The 25,942-nt window shown below is 28.7% G+C and carries 22 protein-coding genes; 6 read left to right on the plus strand and 16 right to left on the minus strand.

Annotation, left to right across the window (positions count from 1 at the left end; genetic code table 11):
* Positions 1 to 20 precede the first annotated feature (20 nt).
* The 3 genes from JYG23_RS07250 to JYG23_RS07260 all read left to right on the plus strand — a co-directional run bounded on the left by JYG23_RS07250 (position 21) and on the right by JYG23_RS07260 (position 3,326).
* Positions 21 to 1,805, plus strand: a complete 1,785-nt coding sequence (locus JYG23_RS07250) for an ABC transporter permease (protein ID WP_207237775.1) — start codon at positions 21 to 23, stop codon at positions 1,803 to 1,805.
* Positions 1,798 to 2,691, plus strand: coding sequence for an ABC transporter ATP-binding protein (locus tag JYG23_RS07255; protein ID WP_207237776.1), 894 nt, complete (start codon positions 1,798 to 1,800; stop codon positions 2,689 to 2,691). The genes JYG23_RS07250 and JYG23_RS07255 overlap by 8 nt, the downstream gene beginning before the upstream one ends.
* A gap of 317 nt (positions 2,692 to 3,008) precedes the next feature.
* Positions 3,009 to 3,326, plus strand: a complete 318-nt coding sequence (locus JYG23_RS07260) for a hypothetical protein (protein ID WP_207237777.1) — start codon at positions 3,009 to 3,011, stop codon at positions 3,324 to 3,326.
* Between the two features lie 162 nt (positions 3,327 to 3,488).
* Here JYG23_RS07260 and JYG23_RS07265 read toward each other — a convergent pair whose 3' ends face one another.
* Positions 3,489 to 4,331 carry an Mrp/NBP35 family ATP-binding protein gene (locus JYG23_RS07265; protein WP_207237778.1) on the minus strand — a complete coding sequence of 281 codons (843 nt, stop codon included), beginning with the start codon at positions 4,329 to 4,331 and terminating at the stop codon, positions 3,489 to 3,491.
* A gap of 149 nt (positions 4,332 to 4,480) precedes the next feature.
* On the opposite strand from JYG23_RS07265, the gene JYG23_RS07270 reads away from it, so the two are divergent.
* Both JYG23_RS07270 and JYG23_RS07275 read left to right on the plus strand, forming a co-directional pair.
* Positions 4,481 to 5,557: an HD-GYP domain-containing protein gene (locus tag JYG23_RS07270; protein ID WP_207237779.1), complete on the plus strand. Its 1,077-nt coding sequence runs from the start codon at positions 4,481 to 4,483 to the stop codon at positions 5,555 to 5,557.
* Between the two features lie 13 nt (positions 5,558 to 5,570).
* Entirely contained in the window at positions 5,571 to 5,789 is a 219-nt protein-coding gene (locus tag JYG23_RS07275) for a hypothetical protein (RefSeq protein WP_207237780.1), read from the plus strand.
* A gap of 6 nt (positions 5,790 to 5,795) precedes the next feature.
* Here JYG23_RS07275 and JYG23_RS07280 read toward each other — a convergent pair whose 3' ends face one another.
* The 5 genes from JYG23_RS07280 to JYG23_RS07300 form a co-directional block, all read right to left on the minus strand.
* On the minus strand, positions 5,796 to 6,929 hold the full coding sequence (locus tag JYG23_RS07280; RefSeq protein WP_207237781.1) for an AI-2E family transporter: 1,134 nt from the start codon (positions 6,927 to 6,929) through the stop codon (positions 5,796 to 5,798).
* Between the two features lie 11 nt (positions 6,930 to 6,940).
* Complete coding sequence (gene pyk / locus JYG23_RS07285) at positions 6,941 to 8,698, minus strand: pyruvate kinase (RefSeq protein WP_207237782.1); 1,758 nt, start codon at positions 8,696 to 8,698, stop codon at positions 6,941 to 6,943.
* Between the two features lie 16 nt (positions 8,699 to 8,714).
* The gene (gene pfkA / locus JYG23_RS07290; protein WP_207237975.1) at positions 8,715 to 9,674 is read right to left on the minus strand and encodes a 6-phosphofructokinase; all 960 of its coding nucleotides are present in this window, start codon (positions 9,672 to 9,674) and stop codon (positions 8,715 to 8,717) included.
* Positions 9,675 to 9,688: 14 nt separating this feature from the next.
* Complete coding sequence (locus JYG23_RS07295; protein WP_207237783.1) at positions 9,689 to 13,168, minus strand: DNA polymerase III subunit alpha; 3,480 nt, start codon at positions 13,166 to 13,168, stop codon at positions 9,689 to 9,691.
* Between the two features lie 170 nt (positions 13,169 to 13,338).
* The gene (locus JYG23_RS07300) at positions 13,339 to 14,580 is read right to left on the minus strand and encodes an HlyC/CorC family transporter (RefSeq protein ID WP_207237784.1); all 1,242 of its coding nucleotides are present in this window, start codon (positions 14,578 to 14,580) and stop codon (positions 13,339 to 13,341) included.
* Between the two features lie 187 nt (positions 14,581 to 14,767).
* Here JYG23_RS07300 and JYG23_RS07305 point away from each other — a divergent pair, with 187 nt between their 5' ends.
* The gene (locus tag JYG23_RS07305; protein WP_207237785.1) at positions 14,768 to 15,019 is read left to right on the plus strand and encodes a DUF3243 family protein; all 252 of its coding nucleotides are present in this window, start codon (positions 14,768 to 14,770) and stop codon (positions 15,017 to 15,019) included.
* A gap of 36 nt (positions 15,020 to 15,055) precedes the next feature.
* Here JYG23_RS07305 and JYG23_RS07310 read toward each other — a convergent pair whose 3' ends face one another.
* The 10 genes from JYG23_RS07310 to JYG23_RS07355 form a co-directional block, all read right to left on the minus strand.
* The gene (locus JYG23_RS07310; protein WP_207237786.1) at positions 15,056 to 15,877 is read right to left on the minus strand and encodes an ABC transporter permease; all 822 of its coding nucleotides are present in this window, start codon (positions 15,875 to 15,877) and stop codon (positions 15,056 to 15,058) included.
* The gene (locus tag JYG23_RS07315) at positions 15,843 to 16,595 is read right to left on the minus strand and encodes an ABC transporter ATP-binding protein (protein ID WP_242631651.1); all 753 of its coding nucleotides are present in this window, start codon (positions 16,593 to 16,595) and stop codon (positions 15,843 to 15,845) included. Before JYG23_RS07315 ends, JYG23_RS07310 begins: the two co-directional genes overlap by 35 nt.
* A gap of 220 nt (positions 16,596 to 16,815) precedes the next feature.
* A complete protein-coding gene (locus JYG23_RS07320) occupies positions 16,816 to 17,352 on the minus strand; it encodes a GNAT family N-acetyltransferase (protein WP_207237788.1) in 537 nt (178 codons plus the stop codon).
* Positions 17,349 to 18,416 (minus strand): N-acetylneuraminate synthase family protein, encoded by a 1,068-nt coding sequence (locus tag JYG23_RS07325; protein WP_207237789.1) that lies wholly within the window; start codon positions 18,414 to 18,416, stop codon positions 17,349 to 17,351. The genes JYG23_RS07320 and JYG23_RS07325 overlap by 4 nt, the downstream gene beginning before the upstream one ends.
* Entirely contained in the window at positions 18,413 to 19,279 is an 867-nt protein-coding gene (locus tag JYG23_RS07330; protein WP_207237790.1) for an SDR family oxidoreductase, read from the minus strand. The genes JYG23_RS07325 and JYG23_RS07330 overlap by 4 nt, the downstream gene beginning before the upstream one ends.
* 19 nt (positions 19,280 to 19,298) lie before the next feature.
* Positions 19,299 to 20,171 carry an NAD(P)-dependent oxidoreductase gene (locus JYG23_RS07335; RefSeq protein WP_207237791.1) on the minus strand — a complete coding sequence of 291 codons (873 nt, stop codon included), beginning with the start codon at positions 20,169 to 20,171 and terminating at the stop codon, positions 19,299 to 19,301.
* Between the two features lie 8 nt (positions 20,172 to 20,179).
* A complete protein-coding gene (locus JYG23_RS07340; RefSeq protein ID WP_207237792.1) occupies positions 20,180 to 21,973 on the minus strand; it encodes a thiamine pyrophosphate-binding protein in 1,794 nt (597 codons plus the stop codon).
* A 30-nt stretch (positions 21,974 to 22,003) separates the two neighbouring features.
* A complete protein-coding gene (gene pseB / locus JYG23_RS07345; protein WP_207237793.1) occupies positions 22,004 to 23,008 on the minus strand; it encodes a UDP-N-acetylglucosamine 4,6-dehydratase (inverting) in 1,005 nt (334 codons plus the stop codon).
* Positions 23,009 to 23,027: 19 nt separating this feature from the next.
* Entirely contained in the window at positions 23,028 to 24,254 is a 1,227-nt protein-coding gene (locus JYG23_RS07350; RefSeq protein WP_207237794.1) for a polysaccharide pyruvyl transferase family protein, read from the minus strand.
* Positions 24,255 to 24,266: 12 nt separating this feature from the next.
* A complete protein-coding gene (locus JYG23_RS07355) occupies positions 24,267 to 25,940 on the minus strand; it encodes a glycosyltransferase (protein ID WP_207237795.1) in 1,674 nt (557 codons plus the stop codon).
* Positions 25,941 to 25,942 lie beyond the last annotated feature (2 nt).

The raw sequence follows: 25,942 nt of genomic DNA on the forward strand, positions 1-25,942 counted from the left end.
TAACCGTAGGAGGATAAACGTTGATTAAACTAATGAGTATTGTTAAAATTGAATTTTTATTACTTAAAAGAAATAAATTTATATACTTTTTGTTTGTTCTGTTCATTTTATACACTGCCTTAGGTTATAAATTCTATTTACAGACCGATTATATTGAAGCCGGTCAAATGTTGCAATCATCAGCTTATATAACTATTGCTCTAATTATTGTTGGATTGTTTTCAGGAATACTTTTATCACAAAAAGAAAAAAAATCAAATTTTAATGAAATATTGATATCTATGCCAGGAGATAATTTAAGACCATTTGCTAAACTATTTTTTTGGTTCGTTTTATCTGCTATATTTTATATAGTATCAACTTTAATAATGCTATTATATTTTTCTATGGCAGGAAGTGAATTTGTTTTATTTACGAAAGAAATATTTACGTATACATTTTTATATTGGTTTTGTGCTCTGTTTTCATCAGGAATTTTGGGCATGTTTTTAGGAACATGCTTCAAATCTATATGGCTTAACATTATCTTTATTTGCTTAATAACAATATTGTTTTCTCCTCTTAACACATATGTTTTCAATTTTTTGCCTAATCAACTCATAAATTTTATAAATATCGGAGAAAATCTTGAATATGCAGGAGCATATAAGGAATTTTCAGGATTAAACCTTGACCATTATATGTTTCTGAAAGTCGGAGCATATTTTCTTTTCTCAGTTTCATTATTCTTAATTGGCTCATATACAAAAAAAATTAAAAAGCTATTAAAGACAGATAAAATATTTTATAGAGTATCTATCCCCATCGCTTTGATATTATTTTTTATGATATCATATTTTTATGGAATTTCATTTAACAATTATCTTAAAATGTCTCCATATAGCTATAATTTTTTTTATGCACACAAAAAAAATTTACCCTATTTATACACTCAAGAGCAGAAAAGCAATGAAAATTTTATTGCAAAATCTTATCAAATAAATATAGATATATATAATTATTCAGTATATTATAAAGCAAATGTAGCTTTGAAGCAGGTTAAGAGTGATATGCTAACTTTCACTCTATACCATAAATTTAAAGTTACAAGTATTAATTCTGAGGGACAAACTTTAAAGTATAATCAAGAAGGTGATTATCTATATGTATATATGCCAAATGATTCTGACAACATCACTTTAAATTTTGAAATAGAGTGCTTTTCTGATAACGCATGTATCATAAAAAAAAGCTCGCTGTTTTTACCTCCAAATATCCCTTGGTATCCAATACCCGGAGCACATACAATAGCCAGGGTAAGTAATTTCTCTGATTACTACCTAGAGTATGAAAATACTGACTTGAAATCACCTTGTGACTTTGAAATAGAAGTCAGCGGAGTAAAAAACACGTTCAGTAATTTAGACATAACAGGTGAAAATAAATTTAAAGGAAATAAAACTCAGGCATGTATTCTGGGCGGAATGTTTATATCAAGATCTGAAAATGATATTAGTTATGTAATGCCACCTGATCGTACAGAATATCTGTCGTCAATAATAAATGATATAAAAGCAGAGTTTGAGAGCACTCATGAAAGTCAGATGAAAATACCGGACAAAATATTTGTTATGCCAACTAATTTATTTTCATGCAGTCAACAGATACTTTTTACTGACGATGTACTGTATATAGCAGATTCTGCCATAGCTTATTACTCTGATTACATAAAAGAAGCAATCACTAAGTCAATTTATGATAATCCTAATGATGAACATAACGATACTATTAACAAAAAGAAGACTGGGGGGAATAAAAATGAATAATTTGATAATTAAAGATATTTCAAAATCTTATAAGAAAACACATGCACTTAATGCAGTAAATCTAAATATAGAAGACGGAATGTTTGGACTTTTAGGAGAAAACGGCGCTGGAAAAACCACTTTGATGAGAATTTTATCGACTATCATCATTCCAGATAAAGGAGAAATAAATTTTGGTGATTTAAACTGGCACAAGTCATCGGATAAAGTAAGAAGTATCATAGGATATCTGCCACAAAAATTCGGAGCATTTAAAAATATAACTGCTAAAGAATGCCTTGAATATATTGCAACTCTAAAGGGACTAAAAAATAAAAGAGATATTATATCTGAAACCGAAAAAGTTATGAGCTATGTAAATCTGTGCGAACACAGGGATAAAAAAATTTCAACCTTTTCTGGTGGAATGCTACAAAGGCTTGGAATTGCTCAAGCTCTACTCAACAATCCCCAAATAATCATAGTTGACGAGCCTACTGCCGGTCTTGATCCCAAAGAACGTATACGATTCAGAAATCTTCTGAGAAATCTTAGTAAAGAACGTATAGTAATTCTTTCTACACACATTGTTGATGATATTGAAGCAACCTGCAAATCTTTGGCTGTAATAAAAAACGGATTTGCAAAGCAATTTAATACGTTAAGTGAACTTTCCTCTCTTGCAAATAATAAAGTATGGATATGGGAATTATCGTACGCAGATTATAATAAGTTAAATCAAGATATGAACATCATATCTGTAAATCATGAAAATAACACGATCAAGTTGAGGATATTAGCAGAGCTGAAACCAAGCAATGACTCGATATCAGTTAAACCAAACATTGAGGAAGGATATATATTATGGAACATATATCAAGACACAGAAAACTGCCAAATAATATAAAAAACAACATAATAGCTTTTTTTATACCGATTATAATAATGATATTGTGCATGCTTTATTGTCTTTTCTCACCTAATTACAGTAATAAATATATAACTGTAATTAGATCTAGCTTTGGTATGATTCCAATCATCACTGTATCAATATGGATTGTTTACATATATAATTACTTGCTGGATTCTGAAGCTAATGAATTTCTTCTGAGCATGCCTTACAATAATTTTAAATTTGGAATATTTAGAGTTTTTAAATTAACAATTGTATATATTTTTATGTTTTTTTGTTTTTTGTTTTTAACGATCGTATTAGGCAAACTAATGAATAAAAATATAGCCATTGAATTTAAAAATATAATTTTACCGATATTATCAATACTATTTTTTTCTAATATATCTTTTTTAGCAATGTTAATCACTAAAAACAGCATAGCATCTCTTTTTGCAATAAGTATTATTTCAGCATTGCTGTTTTCAAACAGAATGGGGCCTTTTTATATTTACCCATTTCAATGGGCAAATCCAAACCCGTATTATACATACTCAGCCGTAGTTAATTCTATATTGCTTATAAATATTATTTTAATACTTCTAAATGATATCTTGTTTAAAAACAGGGAGTTTTTACTTAACAAATGATATAAATCTATGGATTATGGTTCTATAATAAATGTTAGGGTGCATAAAATATAATTGATTTTTTACTGCTATGACTACCTAATTTCTTTGGCTATCTATGCTAAAAAAAACGTGACTAACAAGAGTAACCCTCATTTGTCACGTTTCTATTTTTATTTATTTCTATTTATTAACTTTATTATTTACAATATGCTTTGCAGCGTTCTCAAGATAATTACAAGCCATTCCTTCTATTCTACCTTCATCACAAAGTCTAGATATATCAGCGTCTAATGGCATTTTAGCTAATACAGGAATATTTAATTCTTTTGCAAATTTTTCTATTTCACTTTTTCCATATACATTTATTTCTTTACCGCAGTCTGGGCATTTAACATAACTCATATTTTCTACTATACCAAGTACTGGAATATTCATCTTATCAGCCATATTGAACGCTTTTTTTACTATCAATGATACTAATCCTTGTGGAGATGTTACTACTACTACTCCATCTAATGGTATTGATTGAAATACTGTTAATGTTACATCTCCAGTTCCTGGAGGCATATCTACAAATAAATAATCTAAATCTCCCCAATAAACTTCTGACCAGAATTGTTTAACCACTCCGGAAATAACAGGACCTCTCCAAATTACTGGATCATCCTCATTTTCAAGCATCAAGTTAATAGACATTATCTTCATATTGTTTTTTGATTCTGCTGGTAAAATTCCCAAGCTAGCATCACTTAGCGCTTTCTCTTTTATACCAAATGCTTTTGGTATTGAGGGTCCTGTAATATCTGAATCAAGGATTCCAACTTTATATCCTAATCTTTGCATGTGCACTGCTAACATTGAAGTAACAGATGATTTTCCTACACCACCTTTACCACTCATTACACCTATAACATGTTTTATTGAACTAAACTTATTTAAAGGCTCCATAAATTCTAAGTTCCTTCCTGCTTGTGTAGAACATTTTTCAGAACAAGAACTACAATTGTGATTACAAGTACTCATTTCTCACCTCATACATTTTTTTATTACTAATAATTATAATATATCTATTTATTTTTTTTGTCAATATCTGCATAATATATAATTTGACAATACACTTCTTGTAGTATATATTATTCATAATAAAATGTATATCTTTTTAGGAGGAATTTATGATATTTGTTCCTATTGATAGAGTCTGTAAAAACATGGTACTTGCAAGAGATATAAAAATATATAGTTATGATTTAAAAAATATTGATTTACTGAAAAAAGGACTTAAATTATCTTTAAAAAGCATTGACAGATTAAAGCATATAGGTTATTCTGGTATTTATGTCTATGAAGACAATGAAAAAACAAAAACCCTAGAGAAACCTAAACAAATATTAAATACTGAATTAAGAGAAAAAGCAATAGATAATATTGAAAAATTATTTCAACATATTGATAATAATGACAAGGTTAACGATATTTTACTAGAAAATGTTAACAATGTGTCAAATAAAATAGTTGATAACATTGTGCACAACAAACGCTATTTAGTAAATATTATTGACCTAAAGCTATACGATGACTATACTTATCACCATTCATTAAGTGTATCTGTACTGGCAACATCAATAGGTATTTCTCTTAAATTAAGCAAGAAAAGTTTATATGAGTTAAGCTTATGTGGAATATTACATGACATCGGAAAAATACAAATTCCACATTATATAATAGCTAAACCATCAAAGCTAACTTTTGAAGAATTTGATATTATAAAAGAGCACCCTCCAAAGGGTAGCAACTACCTAATTAAAAATAGATTGGTAACAGAGAATATATATAATGGTGTTATGAGTCACCATGAAAAATATGATGGAACAGGATATCCATATAAACTTAAGGGAGATCAGATACCTTTATTTGGTAGAATTATTGCAATTGCTGATGTCTATGACGCGTTAACTTCAGATAGACCTTATAGAAAATCTGTTTTACCTTCAGAGGCAATTGAATATATCATGGGGAATAACGGAATTATGTTTGACCCTAAGATAGTAAAAGCTTTTTTGATGAAAATTGCCCCCTACCCAGTTAATGAATGTGTAAAATTAAGCGATGGTAATGTAGGTATTGTAACTAAAGTTTATTCAGAAAATCCAATTAGACCAGTAGTTAAATTACTTAACAATACAAATAAAATATATGATTTGTACAATAATCTTAATTTAATGAATGTAACCATCGTTGAAATTATATAAAAGGGATGATAGCATGAAAGATCAAATTACATTGTTTGACTTAGTAAAATTCAATGAAATTCCAGATAAATATATACCTGAAGGTGTGCACTTAAAGAACAAACAATTTTGGTGTCCATATTGTTCTAATATTGTTGTATTTAAAAGAGATAAAAAATCGGGAGTTATGAGATGCCCAATTTGTAATATTTCTAATAAAGATTTCTGGGTTAAAAAAATAAACAAGCTATAATCTTATTTATTTTTTTATATCTATATTTTTAATATTTTCTAATTGAAAATTTTCCATATTTTTTTCTCTTAACCTTGCTTTTATAGTATCTTCTATTATAGTCTTTATAAGAACAACGCTAGGAACGCCCAAAATCATTCCTACTGGTCCAAGCATAGAACCTCCTACAATTACTGCACTTACAACCCAAAAAGGTGAAACTCCAACGTTATTTCCAACAATTTTTGGATCAATAAAATTTCCATCTAGCTGTCCGATAATTATTATTATTATCAATGCTGTCAATGCCTTGCTAGGGCTAATAATAAAACATACAACTACAACTGGAACAGCTCCAATAATAGGTCCAAAATATGGTATTAGATTAAATATTCCTATTATACTACCCATTAAAGGTGCATAAGGAACCTTAAATATTGAAAATACAATGATTGAAATTACTCCTACTATCAATGAATCGATTAGCTTACCAACCAAATAACTCTTGAAAATTCTATTTGCATTTGTAGCTGTTTCAAATACAAACTCAGATTTTCTTTCAGGGAAAAATGCATACACCAACCTTTTAGCTCTTGCAATTAAATCTTCTTTTTCTATCAACATATATAACGCCAATATGAAGCTAGTCACAATTGTTAAAATACTTGAACCAATTGTTGTCACAGAGTTAAGCAAGAAATTAGAAATAAATTTTATTAATTCATTTATTTTAACTTTAATATCTTCACTTAGTTTCAACGCATCATTTGCCATTTCGATTAGATACTCGTTATCAATTTTTCCAATTACTTCTTCTAACATACTATTAAAATCTTCTTTACTGCTATTTATAACAAAGTTCACAACCGCATTAGCGTTATCAATAACTTTAGGTATTAATACTGAAATAATCAAAGAAATAATTCCTATAAGTAAAATACATGACAAAAGAATAGCTTGTATTCTCCTGATTTTAAACTTTTTAATTAGTGCTCTTACTAAGGAATCTAACAAATAAGCAATTGCAAATGATATAATTAATGGTTTACTAACATTAAGCAAAAATACAATAACCTCAGGCCTAAATATAACTAGCAATCCAAATAATGATACCAAAATTATAGGTAATACCGTTTTACATAAATTTTTTGTATTGTTCATACAATCTCCCTTTACAATATTTTGGCTTCACCTCTATAAACAACACCTGTTTTACCTGAAATTGTTAATAACTCTCCATCATGTATCTTATTCATACAATCTGTTGCACCAACGACAACCTCTTTTCCTAACTCCATTGATACTATAAATGCGTGTGAAGTAAGTCCACCCTCTTCAACAATTATACCTGATGCTTTTTCCATATATTCTACTACATCTTTATATGTTGACCTCATAACAAGGATATCCCCCTCGTTAAATCTACCTTCTAATTCTTCTGTACGATAAGCTTTTACTGCCTTAGCAGTTACAGTTTTAGTACCATATCCAACCTTTTTATATAATAATTCACTTACAATATGAATTTTTAGAAGATTTGTACTTCCTGAAACACCTACTGGTACTCCAGCTGTTATGATAACCAAATCCCCGTTTTCTATATATCCTTCCTCTAATGCTCTATTTACTGACAATTCTATAACTTCATCTGTAGTTTTCATTGTTTTTGTTTTAATTGGATAAACTCCATAGTAAATAGAAAGTTGTCTCATCACTCTTTCAGATTCTGTTGTAGCAATTATTGGCGATTTAGGTCTAAATTTAGAAATTGCTTTAGCAGTATATCCTGATGAAGTTGCGCTAATTATTGCAGCTGTTTTTAAATCTAAACAAGTTCTACAAGTTGCTAAACCAATTGAATCCGTGATAGAACAATTGCTACTTGAATATTTTGAATTTAGTATTTCATTATAATTTAAAGAATCCTCAATCATTACAGCTATCTTATGCATTGTTTTAACTGCTTCGACAGGATAACTACCTGCTGCTGTTTCACCAGAAAGCATAATAGCATCTGTTCCTTCAAATATTGAAGTTGCAACATCCGATACCTCAGCCCTAGTCGGTCTTGGATTTCTTATCATAGAATCTAGCATTTGTGTTGCTGTTATAACTGGTTTACCCTCCTTATTACATTTAGTTATTAATTCATTTTGAACTAGTGGAACTTCTTCTAATGGTATTTCAACTCCTAAATCACCTCTAGCAACCATTATACCGTCAGATGCATTTAGTATTTCATTGATATTTTGAACGCCTTCTCTATTTTCAATTTTTGATATTATTTGAATATATTCTGCGTTATTATCTTCTAGTATCTTCCTAATTGATAAAACGTCACTTGCTTTTCTAATAAATGAAGCTGCTATAAAATCAACATCTTGCTCTATACCAAATATTATATCATCTATATCCTTTTGTGTAAGTGCTGGTAGCATAATTTTTGTATCAGGAACATTTACACCCTTTTTATTTTTTATCACTCCACTATTAAGCACTTCACACTTCACATCAGTATCATTAATTTTTTCTTTAACAACAAGTGCTATAAGTCCATCATCTATCAATACTCTTTCATCTACATTTAATTCTTTTGCAAAATTTTCATATGTAACACTACAAATATTTTTATTACCCAATATATCTCTAGTTGTTAAAATGAAATCTTGACCTGTTTCAACTTCAATTGAACCATTTTCAAAATCTCTTGTTCTTATTTCTGGTCCCTTTGTATCTAGCATTATTGCTACGGGCTTATCTAGCTGCTCTCTAACTTTTTTTATTGTATTTATTCTTAACGCATGTTCGTCGTGTGTACCATGTGAAAAATTCAGCCTTGCAACATTTAATCCTGCTAAAACTAATTGTTTAAATACCTCTTCTTTTTCAGAAGCTGGACCTATTGTACATACTATTTTTGTTTTTCTCAATTCAATTACCTCCTAATTAAATAGACAGAATTTTTGTTAATTCGTACGATTCATTATCAAATACTTTTTCTGTTTTCAAAGCTTCAACTATATCCATATCAAAAACACTACCATCTCTTACACCTAGTGCTCTTGAATAATTTTCCTCTAATAATAAGCTAACTGCCTTTGCACCCATCTTACTACCAATTAATCTATCAAACGCTGATGGAGTCCCCCCTCTTTGAGTATATCCAAGTACAGAATATTTAGTATTAGTTTTAGTTATTTCTCCAATTTTCTTGCTAATAGTTTTAGCATCTCCTGCGCCCTCTGCTAATACTACGATACTATGTCTTTTTCCCCTTATTCTACCTTGCATAATTTTATCACATACTTCTTCGATGCTATATGGCATTTCTGGTAAAATTACCATTTCAGCGCCACCTGCAAGTCCAGCATATAATGCAATATCACCGCAATTTCTTCCCATTACCTCTATAACATTTGTATTACCATGAGAAGAAGAAGTATCTCTTATTTTACTTATTGCATCTAAGACTGTTTCAAGTGCTGTGAAAAATCCAAGTGTATATTGTGTATAAGCTAAATCATTATCTATTGTTCCAGGTATTGCTATTGTTGGAATCCCGACATCACTAAGTTTTTTTGAACCTTGAAATGTTCCATCTCCACCAATTGTAACCAATCCTTCAATACCCAAATATTTCATATTCTTAATTGCTTGATTAAATCCCAGCTCTTCTTTAAACTCTATACATCTTGCACTACCTAATATTGTACCACCTCTATGAATTATATCTGCAACAGAAGATAAATTCATATCCATTGTATCATTATCTATTAAACCCTTGTAACCATCTTTTATGCCAATTACTTTCACTCCATTGTATATTCCATATCTTACAACCGCCCTTATTGCATCATTCATTCCTGGTGCATCTCCACCACTTGTTAAAACTCCGATTGTTCTCATCATATTCACCCTCTTTACTTAATTATAACATTTTCCTTTCCAAGCAATTTTATCAAATTATTAATTAAATCATTATTATTATTAATATCTACCCATTCTTCTTGAGGTATAACCATTTTTGATTTTTCAAGTTTACTATAAAGCAATACCTCATTGCTACCTTTCGAAGCATTTAAAATATCATACAATTCAGTTTTGATTTTTCTGAAGTGTTTAATACTTTCAATTTGCAAATATAGCTTATTGCTCTTCTTCACTTCACTTATAGGAACTATTTTATTGCATATTATTTTCAAATTATCATCCTCATGAACACTTAGTATTCCGTAAACCAATATTATACTATCATCAAAAATGTATTTATTATATTTATTAAATATTTTCGGAAACACTATAACTTCAATATCTCCGTATAAATCTTCAACAGTTATAAATGACATTGTATTGTTATTTTTTGTAACCTTATTTTGCTTTTTAATTATTAAACCGCCAATAACTACTTTGTCACCATCTTTTAATTTGTTACCACTTTTATTTAAAGATGTATCTTTTATATCAAGTAGCTCACTGCAATTCGTAGTAGTATTGCTTTCCAATAATTCCTCATATTGCGAAAGTGGATGACCACTTAAATATACACCCATAACATCCTTTTCCATTGACAAAATGTCTTTTTGATTAAATTCTTTAACATTAGGTAGATTATTGTCATTATGATAATTATCGGCATCATCATTTCCTTCAAAAAGAGATAACTGACCTTCAATTATTCTTCTTTTCTGATATAGTATACCATCTATTATATTTTCATATACTACTATTAACTGGGATCTTTTGCATCCTAATGAATCAAAAGCACCACATTTAATCAAAGACTCTATTTGTCTTTTATTCAACACTAAAGTATCAACCTTGTTGCAAAAATCCATAAATGAAGTATATTGGCCTTTTTCTTTCCTAGTTTTAACTATTTCTTGAATTACGTTTGTACCAACGTTTTTTATAGCTTTTAATCCAAAACGTATTTTACCTTTTGATACAATGAATTTGCCTTCACTTTCATTTATATCTGGAGACAATATTTCTACACCTATTTTTTTACACTCTCTAATATAAAGTGCAATAGAATTTGAACTACCCATAACACTAGTCATAAGAGAAGCCATGAATTCAACAGGATAATAACATTTTAAAAATGCTGTTTGATAGGCGATAACTGCATAAGCAACAGAGTGTGCCTTAGGAAAGGCATATTTAGCAAATTCTATCATTAAATCATATATTTCATTTGCTATCTTTTCATTAACTCCATTTCTTATTGCTCCTTTAATTTCAATATTTCCATTTAAATAAAGCTTTCCATGAATAAAATTTTCTCTTTCTTCTTGCATGATTTTCATCTTTTTCTTGCTCATTGCACGTCTTAGCAAATCAGAACGTCCCATAGAAAATCCTGCTATATCTCTTACTATTTGCATTACCTGCTCTTGATATACCATGCATCCATATGTTTCTTTCAAAATATGTTCAAGTAAAGGATGCAAGTATCTTATATTACTTGGATTTTTACTATTTTTTACATATGTAGGTATTTGACCCATGGGTCCAGGTCTATAAAGAGCATTAGCTGCAGCAATATTTTCAAATTTAGTCGGTTTAAATTCTTTTAAAAATGCTCTCATGCCAGTACTTTCAAACTGGAATACGCCTAATGTATCAGCTCGTGTAAACAATTTGTACACATTTTGATCTTCATAATTGCAGTTATCAAAGTCTATTTTTATATTATGATTTTTTTTAATCAAACTTACTGCATCCTGTATAACTGTCAATGTTCTTAAACTTAAGAAATCCATTTTCAATAGGCCTAATTCCTCTAGTTCAGTCATGTTAAATTGAGTGGTTATTATATCTTTGTTTTTAGATAATGGTACATACTCAGTTACATCATCTTTTGATATAAGAACACCAGCAGCATGTGTAGATATATGTCTTGGAAGTCCTTCTACTTTTAATGCTATATCTATAAGTTCTTTTATTCTATTGTCATTTTCATATGTTTCTTTTAAATCTTTATTCAACTCTAAAGCCTTTGTTATAGTCATACCATGAGTCATAGGTATTTTTTTTGCTACAAAATCAACATCAGAATACGGTATACTTAAAACTCTTCCAACATCTCTAATAGCAGCACGTGCCGCCATAGTTCCAAATGTGACTATTTGAGCAACTCTATTTTTACCATACTTTTTTATTACATAATCTATAACTTCTTCACGTCTTTCATAACAAAAATCTACATCTATATCAGGCATACTTACTCTTTCTGGGTTTAAAAATCTTTCAAAAATAAGCTTATGCTTTATTGGATCTATATTAGTGATTTTTAAGCTATATGCTACTATACTACCCGCGCCAGAACCACGTCCTGGACCTACCATAATATTGTTATCCTTTGCGTACTTTATAAAATCCCATACAATTAAGAAATAATCTATATAGCCCATTTTCTCAATAACTGAAATTTCATAATTTAATCTATCTTGTATCTCATTTGTTATTTTTATATATCTTTTTTCTAAGCCTTCTTGGCATAAATGTCTAAAATATTCATTTTTTTTATAATTATTAGGGATTGGGAATTCAGGTAAATGAACTGTATCAAAGTCTAATTTAACATTGCACCTTTGTGCAATTCTATATGAATTTTCCAATGCTTCTATTGGAAATAGCTGTTTCATTTCATTATAGCTTTTTAAATAAAATTCACTTGAAGGAAATTTCATTCTATCTTCATTGATTAGCTTTTGCATTTGTATACACAATAGCACATCATGAAATTTATAGTCTTCTTTATTTATATAGTGTATATCATTTGTTGCAACCAAAGGTATATTCAATTCTTTTGAAATATTGATAAGGCCTCTATTGACTATCTTTTGCTTATTCATACCATGATCTTGCATTTCTAAAAAGAAATTACCCTTGCCAAATATATCTTGATATAATAAAGCTTTTTCTTTAGCCCTTTCATAGTCATTATTAATAATGTTAGCTTGAACTTCTCCAGCTAAACATGCACTTAATGCTATTATTCCTTTACTATATTTTCTTAATGTATCATAATCAACTCTCGGCTTATAGTAAAAGCCTTCAATAAATCCTGCAGAGCAAATTTTTATGATATTTTTAAACCCTTCGTAATTTTCTGCAAGTAAAACCAAATGATACTGACCTTTGTCTTTTTGAGGGTTCTTATCATACATACTTCTTGGCGATATGTAAGCTTCAAATCCAAGTATTGGTTTAATACCTTCTTTTACAGCTTGTTTATAAAATTCTACGACTCCATACATAACACCATGATCAGTTATAGCCAAGCTATCCATACCAAGTTCTTTAGACTTTTTTATAAGCTCAGTTATTCTACATGCTCCATCTAGCAAGCTATACTCTGTATGTACATGCAAATGTGTAAATTTTTTTCCATCCATAAAATTCCCTCCTTAAAAGCAATTTTAACATTAATACATAGCTTTTTCAATAAATTACAAGAAAATTTCTAGCTGTTTTTAGTGTAGAAGAATATAGTTTTTTATATCTCTAAAACTAACTGTTTGCATAAAAAAAGCTCCTTACTATAAAAAGAAGCCTATAATTTATTTTAAAATTTCTGAACACAAATTTCATTAACACGTTTAGATTCTGCCTTTGTAACAGTAATCTTTAAATTATCTATTTCTATTAAATCTCCCTCTTCAGGAATCCTATCAAAGTTCTTGACTACCCAACCATTAACAGTAGAATAATCATCATCGTCATAATCAATTCCTAATTCAAGATATTCAACCATATCTTCTATGTCTGCATTACACGAAACAATATATTTATTATCGTCTAACTTTCTAAAATGTGTTAATATTTCATCATGTTCATCCCAAATATCACCAACAAGTTCTTCTATGATATCCTCTAATGTAACTAATCCTTCAGTTCCTCCATACTCATCAACAACTATAGCCATATGTGTTTTAGATTGTTGCAATTCTCTCAATAAGCTTGATATTTTTTTGTTTGGCATAACATACAATACATTACTAATAATTGATTTTATACCGGATTTTTCTTTACTAAGAGCCTTATAAAAATCTTTTTCATGTATTACACCGACTATATGATCTATGGTTTCTTTATAAACAGGTAATCTTGAAAAACCATTCTCAACAAAAATTTGTTTGACATGTTCTAAAGAATCATTTTCTTCTATAGCTATAACATCAATTCTTGGTGTATAAATATCTTCAGCATTAACATCATCAAATTCTATAGCTGAACGAATAAGCTCACTCTCATGCTTATTTATAACACCCTCACTTTCTACTTCATCAATAATAGTTTTTAATTCTTCCTCAGTTATTGACGGTTCTACCTTTTTCTTAATTAACTTATCTAATACTTTTCTAACTAAAGAAAAAACAAAGTTAAGTGGTGCTAAAATAATACTAAAAAATTTAATAATACCTACTGTTGCTAATACAAATTTTTCCGGATATTCTTTTGCCAATGTCTTTGGAGTAATTTCTCCAAATATTAAAACCAATACTGTCATTACTACCGTAGAAACTGTTACACCTGAATTTGGAAACCACCTAGTAAACAATATTGTTGCTAATGATGCAGAAGTAATATTTACAATATTATTTCCAATAAGTATTGTAGATAGAAGTTTATCATATTTTTCTGATATATCCAAAACACTTTGGGCCTTTTTATCTCCCATATTAGCTAAATTTTTAATTCTGATTTTGTTAAAGCTAGTAAATGCAGTCTCTGTTGCTGAAAAATAAGAAGACAAACAAATTAAAGCAAATAACGCAATGACCAGACTAATCCCGTCACCGTCCATTAATTAATCACACTCCGTTTAAAATGAATTTTGTAGTATAAATATACTACTATATAGTACATAATTATAATATACTATAATATTAATGTCAATGTTTCTTGCATAATTAGATATACTTGTACAAAAATATGAATATTTTTTAATAAATAGTAAAAAATAATATCATACTATTACGAAAGGAATGAGCATGTTGCACAATGTATACATAGACTCCAAAAAGTGGAAAGATAAACTAAATAAGATTATTAAGTATTCACATGATACTAATTTGCCTGAGAGTACAATTGAAAAATGCATTAAACCAATTATTTCTTTTACTATTTTAACAACTTCACCAGATACAGAACCTGAGAAACTTTTCTACGAAATGTGGCATAAAGCAAATAGTAAAGAGAAACATTCATTAACAAAAATGCTTTTAAAAATAATTAGAGAATAACATTATCACAATAAATTAGGGGGGATCCACCTCCCCCTAGTATTTTATTAATTTTTTTTCTAGCAACAGTGCTACATAATACATTACTGCAGCAATTATAGCTAATACAAACACGCCCATCATCACTAAATCGAGTTTAAATACTTGGCTACCATACACTATCAAATAACCTATTCCCGCCTTTGATACAAGAAATTCTCCAACTATTACTCCAACCCATGATAGTCCAATATTAACCTTTATAACACTTAATAGCATTGGAATATTAGCTGGTATAATAAGTTTATGAAGTATTTGAAGTTTATTTGCGCCAAATGATTTTAACAATGTAACTTTATCCTGTTCAACGTTTATAAACCCCGTATAAACACTAAGTGTTGTTACAACTACAGAAATAGATGCTGCAGTTACTACAATACCTGAGAATCCAGCACCTGCCCAAAGTATAATTATAGGTGCAAGGGCTGTTTTGGGAAGGCTATTTAAAACAATAAGATAAGGTTCAAAAATTCTAGCTGATCTTTTAGACATCCACAATAAAATTGCTACTACAATTCCAACTATTGTACCAAGTAGAAATCCTGCAATTGTTTCCATTGTTGATACATATATATGGTTTAGCAAACTTCCATTGCTAATAAAGGTCTTAACCATGCTTACTATTTTAAGTGGACTACTTGTCAAAAATGTATCTATTAATCCAAATGATGCACTAATCTGCCATATACCAAAAAATAAAACAAATATTAGTATCTGACTAATTCGAACAATTTTTGTATCCCTTTTAATATTTAATAAATATTTTTTATGTTCTTTTGAGAAATTACTCACCGAGCTCCAACTCCTTCCATATATCATTGAAATATCCGCCAAATTTATGATTATTACGACAATTCATTGGTGTCCTTTCATCATCTTCTAAGTCAAAGTATATATGAAACTCTTTTTTTATACATGCAGGTCTAGCCGTTAATACTATCACTCTATCTGACATACTTACGGCTTCAGGTATATCATGTGTAACTAAAATTGTTGTTTTTTTCTCTTTTCTAAGTATAGTACCCACATCGTTGCCAACTGATAATCTTGTTTGATAATCTAATGCTGAGAAAGGTTCATCTAACAACAATATATCAGGCTCAATAGCTAATGTTCTAGCTAATGCCGCCCGTTGTCTCATCCCTCCTGAAAGTTGTCTTGGATAATAATTCTCGAATTTTTCTAACCCATACTTTTCAAGCATTAATTTAACTTTATTTATGTTATCTTTTGATTTCTTGTTCTTAATTTCTAAACCTATAAGGCAGTTATTTAGTATTGTTCTCCATTCATATAATTGATCTTTTTGAAACATAAACCCTATATTATTACTCTCTATATAAACCTCACCATATGAAGGCTCCTCAAAGCCTGCAATTATAGAAAGAATTGTTGATTTCCCACATCCTGATGGACCAACAATAGATACTATTTCACCTTTTTTTACCTCTAGTGATATATTATCAATAGCTTTAGTCTCATTTACTATAGTATGATAGTACTTGCCTATATTTTTTAACTTACATACATATTCCACGTTATCCCCTCCACACAGCATAACATTGTATTAATATATTATTCGCTTGCAGCTATTAAGTTAATCTTTTTAGGCAAAAAAATTGGACCAAATGCTACCTTTCATTTGATCCAAATTTAAATAAAATACATAATAAATAGAGGGGGAATTCTTTATATTACTAATATACACTAAATTGTTAAATTTAAACATGATGATTGTTAAGTTTTTGTAACAATTGTTAGTGTGTATTAAATTCACTTGATAATAATGATATAATTCTAGAAGCCCACCATCTACCTTCATAGAAATAATTTTGTCTTAATAATCCGTCTTGATTAAATCCTAACTTGTCATATAAAGCTTTTTTCTTATGATCAAATTCATAAATTTCCGTCCAAATTTTATTAAGATTGAGTTCATTAAAGCCATAATCAAATAATAATTTACATGCTTCCTCTGCATATCCACAATCATCAATATAACATTCATCTATCCCAATATATAGTGAAAGATCCGCATATCTATGAACCCAGTTAATATAACACAAACCACAACATCCTATTAATTTTTTAGTACAATTATCAAATATAGAGAACATAATTGTATTTTTATCATTCACAACAGTATTTTCAAACCATTTATTTTGCATATTTTCATTTATATCTCTATATTCTCTGAAATACTTCCTAAATTCCGGAAGATTTCTCCACTCCATAAGTTGTTCCAAATCTTCTTTCTCAATAGCTTTTATTTTTACCTTATTTCCACTAATCATTCAACATCACCCCAAGTTATAGCTTCATCTGCATAAACATCCTTAACAAGACTTTTCCCAATTAATTTTTCTATATCATATGGTGGTATTTGACCATTTCTTATTGGTCTAAGAGGGAAAATATCTTCCTTAGTTAAAATATGTCCTTTTGAAAAGTTATATTTAAAATATAATGCCCTTCTTTGCACAACAGATGTTTCTTTTTCGTTACTTTCTATTTTTTTTATACCGTCACCTAATGCATTATATAATTTATTTGCTGAAATAACCATTTCGCACCAAGTAGTAGGATTCATTGAAAATTTATGGTCGGGACCAATTCTATTATTATCGTCAGTAAAATGTTTTTCTATAACTCTTGCTCCTAATGCAATTGCTCCTAAAACTGTTTCGTAGCCATATGTGTGATCTGATAAACCTAAAATCGCATTAGGAAACTTTTCTTTATAAGTCCTTAAAACATTTAAATTAATATAATTATAATTATCATCATTTGCTGTGTAGTTAGTATTACATTGCATCAATATTAGATTTTCATTATACATTTCTATTGTGTTTACAGCTCTTTCAACATCTTCAATGCTAGAAGCACCTGTCGCTAATAAAACTGGTTTACCTTTTTTGGCTATATATTCTACAATTTCTTTCCAGGTAATATCTCCAGAACCTATCTTAAAACAATTAGAATACTTATCAGCAATATCTACATTATGGAAATCATAAGGGCTTGTTAGATATTCGATTCCAACTTCTTCACACTTTTTCTTTAGTAATGGTGTCCAATCAACTGAAATACTTGCATCTTCATAAACATCATAAACTGATTTTTTCCAATTCTTTTGATGTGATAATTGTCCATTCATACTATCAAATCCATTACGACTAACGATAGTACTTGCTTTGAAATTTTGAAACTTGGCCGCATCAGCACCAGCTTCTTTAGCTAATTCAATTAATTTAAATGCTCTTTGTAAACTACCGTCGTGATTGGCTGCTATATCTGCAACAAAGTATGGCTTGTTAAGCATACTTATTTCTTTTTCTCCTATTTTAATAATTTTCATACATTTAAACTCCTTAAAAATTTATAATTTCTATATATTTCTTTATTATTAATCATGTATTGTTTCAGTTCTTTAATCATGCAGAAATAACTTTTTTGTATATAATCTATATCTTCCCTATTGGATTTTAAAGAATTATCAGTAAAATTATTTTCTATTTTATTAATTGTAATGTTTTTTAAATTAAATTCTTCTTTAACCATGCTTATAAAATCAGCTTTTGACATAGTTTGATTTGAGCATAAATGATAAACTCCACTTATTGGATTTCTAATAATTACTTCAATAAATTTAGCAAATTCTAAAGTAGTAACAGCATTAAATAGAGTATTTTTATATCCATTCACAACTGCATTTTGGTTAACGAACCAATTAAACAATCCAACACCATCATATAAATCCGGACCAACTATACTTGTTCTAATAGTTAGATTTTTGTCATCTATAAGTTCACCTAATATTTTAGTTTTGCCATAAAATGTATTAGAATCAGTTAAACTATCCTCGTCATAAGGCGCATTTAATCCTGAAAATACCCCATCAGAACTAACTTGTATTATACGAGTTTTAGTATTTTTCAATAACTCTGCAAGCTTATGTGGAAAATAAGAATTTAACATAATAGCATTAGTTTTATTTTCCTCACTTTTTTTCACTAATATAGCAGCACAATTAATTATATAATCAAAATCATAATTTAATATCATATTTAAACTTTTATTATCTAGAACATCAACTAATATAGTTTTTTCATTAACTTTTCTACTCTTTGATATATTAATTACATCATATCCCATATTTATTAAATATAAAGTGACCATATGTCCTAGCATACCACTAGATCCTATAACTAAAATTTTCATTATTATCTCCATTAATAAATCATTTTGTATTTTTTAATATATCGTAATCAATTATTTTTCTATTTAAATCATACCAATTATATAATTTTGCAATTGAATCGTCTATTAGACTAATCTTTACGTCAAATTCATTTTTAAGACGTATATTGCTTGCTGTATATGGTAAATTATGTCCATTCTTTAAAATATTTATCGGAAGTTCCTTGCCTGATATTTTCATAATTTTCTCAACTATATCAGTTAAACGTATTGTATTACCAGAAACTACATTATAATCATGATGTTTAGGTGTTGAAGATATAAACAGGTCTACAATATTAACTAAATCATCTATAAACATATAATCAAATTCACAATCCTGTCTTATACTTAATGGTAATTCAAAAATAGCCTTGCAACAAATATTTGAAATAAAGCAACTTCTCCAATTCTCATATGGACCAAAAACTCCAAATAATCTTAAGTTATATATATTTTTAGAATTTCTTGCTATCAAATTTGCATTATATTTAGATAATCCATAAGCATTATCTGGTATTTTTTGTCCGAACAATTCTTCTGAAACATCCTTTATTGGAAACCTTTTATCATATTCAGCACCTGAACCAAAGTATAATACTTTTTCTACTAAATTTGATATATTCTCTATATTTGCAGTCATTTTTATGTTTTTATATAGCTCTATATCCGGATTTATATCTCTCTTATTATATACAGCTGTATTAATTACAATATCTATTTCGTTTAATTTAATATATGTTATTAAATCATCAAGTTTACAAATATCCAGCTGTTTTGAAATAGGAATGTGAAAATTGTACTTATTTTTAAGCATTTTATAAATATTTGCTCCAATGAATCCGCTTCCACCTATTAATAGTATATTCTTCATATAATCACCTATATTAGCATATTTTCTTTTACTTCCTGCTCTGATAAAAATGGATACAAATTTTCTAATTTTGAAGATGAAAATGTTCCATCCTTATTAACAATAGTCATTGATTTTGGTATTTCATCAAAGTATACGGATGACATTACTTCACATAATACTGGTCTTTCATCATTCATAACTTGTTTTAAGACACCGTCTATTTGCTCATTGTTTTCAATTTTATAATAATCTAGTCCATATGTTTTTGCAACATCATTAACCTTAGGAAAGTTTAATCCTGATACTTCATTACAAGCTGTAAAATTACTTTTGAAGTTATTTTTTTGCATCATATATATGGAAGCATAGCCACTGTTTGATAGCACAAACAGTTTTATTGGTAAATTATAATTTTTTATCAACTGTAGTTCCTGAATATTGTGTTGAAGGCTACCATCACCTTCCAATGCAATTGTTCTATGTCTACCACTTGCTATACAGCTTGCTATAGTAGATGGTACTACAAAACCCATCGAGCCTAATCCCATTGAAGAAATAAACCTTTGTCCCTTTTTAAGCTTTACAGCCATGTGTGAAATACCGCATGTTCTACCGGACGATGAACCTACAAAAACATCATGTTCTGTAAAATATGATGATAATTTTTCTGCAAATCTATAACCATCTGTAAAACCTTCGTTATCATTAGGCTGAATTTCCTTGTTTAAAGGGTATTTAGCTTTTATATCCATACAATATTTTATCCATACATCATAATGTGGCAAAATATATTCACTACTTTTTTCTAACATCATATCAATGAATTCACTTGCATCAGCTTGTATTGATAATTCAAATTTCATTTTAAATTTATTCAACTCGTTTTCATCTATATCAACTATAACCTTTTTTGCATTAGGTCCAAAATTAACTTCATCATATGCAGTCAAAGCAGCATTTAACCTTGTTCCAATTATAATCAATAAATCACTATTTTGTAAAATATAGTTTGAATACCTTTTAGCAGGTATTCCCGGTGAATCAAAATAATATGGATAATCTTCTTCAAAAATATCTTTTGATCTCCATGTGTTTAATACAGGCACTTTGAGTTTTTCTATTAATGCTTTTATAGTGTTCTTAGCACCTGCACCAACAACACCACCACCTACCAAAAATACAGGTCTTTTACTATTCTTTAGCAATTCATAAACCTTTTCTACTGATGTATTAAATCCGTCTTTATCGATTGTATATTCAAGCTTTTCTTTTTCAGGGTAGAACTCATATAAATCTTCTATATTTACTTGTGCTGATTGGATATCTAAAGGAATATCTAGCCATACAGGTCCTTTCCTTCTGTGCGTAGCTAAATAAACCGCCTTTTGAAGGTGGTAACGAATTGAGTTTTTATCTGTTATTTGAACCGCATATTTAGTAGTACTTTTTACCATTGAAATAATATCTACTTCTTGTGCTCCATACTGTCTGACACCTCTAAGCCTAGCACTATCCTGAGTTTTACATTGTCCTGAAATAGCTAATACGGGAGTTGAATCTAAATATGCAGCTGATATTCCTGTTATAGCATTAGTTGAACCTGGACCTGTAGTAAGCATGCATACGCCTAATTTATTTGTAAACTTTCCATAACTATCTGCACAAATAGAAGATGCTTGCTCATTAAAATTGCAAATAACATTAATATTGCTTTTTCCTACTGAATCTAGTAAATGCATCATTCCTCCACCAGATATTAAAAACACATCTTTTACTCCGTAATTCTCTAAATAACTCATTATATAATCTGATAATTTCAATTTATTTCTCCTATATACATAATAATTCAACTATACATTTATTAACAATTTTCTTAATTGTTCTACAGAAAGCCATTGCGTATTTGTACCTGAATTGTACTCAAATCCTTGTTCAATAAGTCTGCCACCTTTTGCATAGTAATTTTCAATATTCCACCAATCAAAATGTGGATAAATAATATAATGTTTATCATATTCATAAGTAGTCGTTGAATCATCTGATGTAATCATTACTTCATGTAGTTTTTCACCTTCTCTTATTCCAACTTCTCTAAGCTCAATATCATCTCCACCTATTGCTTTTGCTAAATCAGTAATTTTAAATGAAGGTATTTTAGAAATATATGTTTCTCCACCCTTCGATTGCTCCAATGCTTTTATAACTAAATCTACTCCCTCATTAAGTGTAATCCAAAATCTAGTCATTCTTTTATCTGTTATAGGAAGACTTCTTTCTCCTGACTCAATTATATTTTTAAAATATGGTATTACTGAACCTCTGCTACCAGCTACATTACCATATCTAACTATAGAAAAAACAGTTTGTTTAGATGCTGTATATGCATTTGCTGATATAAATAACTTATCTGAAACTAATTTAGTTCCTCCATATAGGTTTATAGGATTTACAGCTTTATCTGTAGATAAAGCTACTACCTTTTTAACTTTTTGGTCTATAGCTGCATCAACGACATTTTGTGCTCCGTGAATATTTGTTTTAATTGCCTCAAAAGGGTTATATTCGCAAGTTGGTACTTGTTTCATTGCTGCAGCATGTATTACATAATCAACAGCATAAAATGCCCTTTTAACTCTATCCTTATCTCTAACATCTCCAATAAAAAATCTTATTTTTTTTGTCTTCTCTTCTCCATACTTTTCAATTAATTTATTTTTCATATTAAATTGCTTATATTCATCTCTTGAAAAAACTATAAGTCTCTCAAAATCATAATTTTCTATCAATCTTCTTGTAAAACATTGTCCAAAAGAACCTGTGCCACCTGTAATTATTATTCTTTTACCATTAAACAAAATTATCACGTCCTTTTTATTATTTTATTGGTTCAAAAAAGACGTATGAATCTTTACTTTTATTTAAGGCATCAAACAATTCTAATGCCATCTTTTTCGCACCATTTGTTGTTACAATTATAATTTCATTTGGATTATCTACTATTTTCTCAGGGTTTTGCGAAATTTTACCTGCAAAATAAACTCTTTTATATTTATCATAAACGTGTTTAAGTATAGCATTAGGACATTTTTTTCTGATATAGCTAACTGTTAATTCAGACATTTGTGTTAATCCCCATATAGAATACTCATATGGAAAATCCTTATCAATAAATTTGCTATCTATAAATTGTTTTATTGATTCAAATGCATCAACTATATATTCATTTTTTTGTCTATCTTCGTAAAACCAACTTAAATCGCAAACTTTACTATACTTATTGAAAGTATTTCTTAATCTGTCTATGGTTATATCCATAATAATTTTTTTATGTTCTTCATATTCAATCGTCTGTGGATTCCAATCTATGTCTTTAAAATTATTTATATTATATATTGGCAATAATTTATCCAACCATCCAAATCTATATGATATATACTTTTTAGCCAAAACAACCGGTATTCCAGCTGCCATACACGGTACTGAACAATGTAAAAGTGATGTTATAACTAATCTTGCATCATTTTTATATTTTTCATAATATTCCATTGCCATATATTTTGGATCTTCAATATGTTCAGCATGCATATGTGATAAATATATCGCATCCTTCTTAATATCTTCAGGTATAAATTCTAATAACTCATCGCAAACATCTACTATAAATACTTTTTCGCCATCGTTATTTTCTCGTTTTGGCAATAAAGCAGTTATACAGCCATGCAAATATGAATCTATACCATATGCTCTTACTGTCGACAATGTCCTTTCATCGCGACAACCTATTGGTTCATATTTTTTTAAGTAGCTTACTTCCTGAGGCAACAATGAATCCTTAGCTAATGTCAATCCAATAAAAACTGGTATTATATGGTCAGAAAATCTATTGCATATTCCTCCCTCAACATAATCAATCAGTGGCATAGATACAGGAAGAATTACATATTCCCCATTATAAGTACCTGTTTTATTTTTATCTATATAAATAATATCTTCCTTTGGTATTTTCATATACTCATAGATCTTATCAATAGTTATTATTTGCATGTTATCACCAAGATTGTTTACACCACGCGCATTAAATATATAATTTGCATATTTCATAAATTTCTCCCTTCAATATTGTACTTTCGAATTTTTGCTTAATATAATCCAATTTTCAGTAGTTGTAATTTTTTCATATTCAAATTTCAAATTACTAATAATATTACTATTTTTAGTCTTTATACACAAATAACCATTTTGCTTCAATAATTTATCAAATATATTTTGAAGCATAGATAAAATATTTTTATATTTTTCTATATTTCCATCAAATATTATATAATTATATTTTCCTTCTATTTTTTCAATACTATCATAACAATTGTTAAAATAATCACTTCTATCTGAAATTCCAACTAAATCCTTATAATATTCCATTTCATCTGTTACATTATATAAATATACATCTAAATTTTTAACATCTTCCTTTATCTTTTCACGAACCTTTAATGAATTACTACCCATTCCACAATTAATTCCAAGAACATCAACATGCCCTGTACAATCACATTTCAACTGTTCAAATAAATAATAATCCCAACAAAAACCCGTTCCCCATGCATCTACACCAAATGTTTTTGCAAAACTTTTTCTTCCCTCATTATAGTATTCATGTTCATTGGATTTTTTTATTTCGTCCCTTAATGTTATACTACCAAAATGATAACAGAATGAATCTTTTGCTAAAAGTAATTTATAGCCGTTTCTTCTCAATATCAAACTACACTTGTCGTCCGGAAACAATTGAAGATTAGTACCAATATAATAAGTTGCAGGAATTACGCCACTTGATGAATAAAAAATTTTTGAACTTGATAGTGAAATAGGATCACATAACCTTGTTCTTTGCTCCCATCTAAACATATCTGAAACGTTATTTTCACTTGAAAATTCATACATTTTATCTAAATTTGAAAAGTTGCGTACAATAGACTGAAAATTAGAAACATTGGTTGTTGTTGGTACAACTTTTGCGATTTTATTATCACTCTTTATACATTTCAACATATTGCTTATAGCATTTTCAGTAACTAAGACGTCATTGCTAATAGCTAAAACATATTTTCCTTCAACAATTCTTTTTACTGCTGATAGACCCCATCCATTTTCCAAAATATCTAATTGTTTTGTAGGATGAAGTGATTCAAAGTATTCCTTAGTTCCATCCGTAGAACCATGATTTATAAGGATAATTTCATAATTAATATTTTTAGGCAGATGTTTCAATAAACTGTTTACACATAATTTTGTATAATCCAATTTGTTATATGCAATTATAATTATTGATAAATCATATTTATATTGATCTCTTTTCTCATAATTATCTACATATTCGTTACAAGATAAAGGTATTCTTTCACTCTCATAATAGTTTATTAATTTTTCTTCGTCCGGATATACACAGCACCAATAATAAAAGTCTTGCTTCATATCTTTTACTAATGGAATCAGCTCATATTCTAATTTGTTTTTTAGCTTTATAATATCTTTATCATAGTATTTTATTATTTCTTGCAATGAGTATGTTATATTTTTACACATTCTTGGTATATTAATTATTGTTTCTTCTTTCAAGTCTATTGTAGAGCTATATATTAAATCCAAGCCTTTCGAAATATCATTGCTCCTAGATATAAACATTGTATATGAATTTTCATATGCCTCATCCAATAAATAATTGCATGCTTCTAAAATTATATCAATCGTATCCATGATTTGGACTGGCAGTTCTTTATTAGCTAACATAA

It is taken from the genome of Sedimentibacter sp. zth1, assembly GCF_017352195.1.
Taxonomy (GTDB): Bacteria; Bacillota; Clostridia; order Tissierellales; family Sedimentibacteraceae; genus UBA1535.

Coding starts and splice junctions, on each gene's coding strand:
- JYG23_RS07330 (WP_207237790.1), bottom strand. CDS start 19,279: ATGAAAATTTTAGTTATAGGATCTAGTGGTATGCTAGGACATATGGTC.
- JYG23_RS07295 (WP_207237783.1), bottom strand. CDS start 13,168: ATGGATGGAAAAAAATTTACACATTTGCATGTACATACAGAGTATAGC.
- JYG23_RS07325 (WP_207237789.1), bottom strand. CDS start 18,416: ATGAAAATTATTAAAATAGGAGAAAAAGAAATAAGTATGCTTAACAAG.
- JYG23_RS07275 (WP_207237780.1), top strand. CDS start 5,571: ATGAAAGATCAAATTACATTGTTTGACTTAGTAAAATTCAATGAAATT.
- JYG23_RS07280 (WP_207237781.1), bottom strand. CDS start 6,929: ATGAACAATACAAAAAATTTATGTAAAACGGTATTACCTATAATTTTG.
- JYG23_RS07305 (WP_207237785.1), top strand. CDS start 14,768: ATGTTGCACAATGTATACATAGACTCCAAAAAGTGGAAAGATAAACTA.
- pfkA (WP_207237975.1), bottom strand. CDS start 9,674: ATGAGAACAATCGGAGTTTTAACAAGTGGTGGAGATGCACCAGGAATG.
- JYG23_RS07260 (WP_207237777.1), top strand. CDS start 3,009: ATGAATAAAAATATAGCCATTGAATTTAAAAATATAATTTTACCGATA.
- JYG23_RS07355 (WP_207237795.1), bottom strand. CDS start 25,940: ATGTTAGCTAATAAAGAACTGCCAGTCCAAATCATGGATACGATTGAT.
- JYG23_RS07350 (WP_207237794.1), bottom strand. CDS start 24,254: ATGAAATATGCAAATTATATATTTAATGCGCGTGGTGTAAACAATCTT.
- JYG23_RS07255 (WP_207237776.1), top strand. CDS start 1,798: ATGAATAATTTGATAATTAAAGATATTTCAAAATCTTATAAGAAAACA.
- JYG23_RS07335 (WP_207237791.1), bottom strand. CDS start 20,171: ATGAAGAATATACTATTAATAGGTGGAAGCGGATTCATTGGAGCAAAT.
- JYG23_RS07300 (WP_207237784.1), bottom strand. CDS start 14,580: ATGGACGGTGACGGGATTAGTCTGGTCATTGCGTTATTTGCTTTAATT.
- JYG23_RS07310 (WP_207237786.1), bottom strand. CDS start 15,877: ATGATATATGGAAGGAGTTGGAGCTCGGTGAGTAATTTCTCAAAAGAA.
- JYG23_RS07265 (WP_207237778.1), bottom strand. CDS start 4,331: ATGAGTACTTGTAATCACAATTGTAGTTCTTGTTCTGAAAAATGTTCT.
- JYG23_RS07320 (WP_207237788.1), bottom strand. CDS start 17,352: ATGATTAGTGGAAATAAGGTAAAAATAAAAGCTATTGAGAAAGAAGAT.
- JYG23_RS07270 (WP_207237779.1), top strand. CDS start 4,481: ATGATATTTGTTCCTATTGATAGAGTCTGTAAAAACATGGTACTTGCA.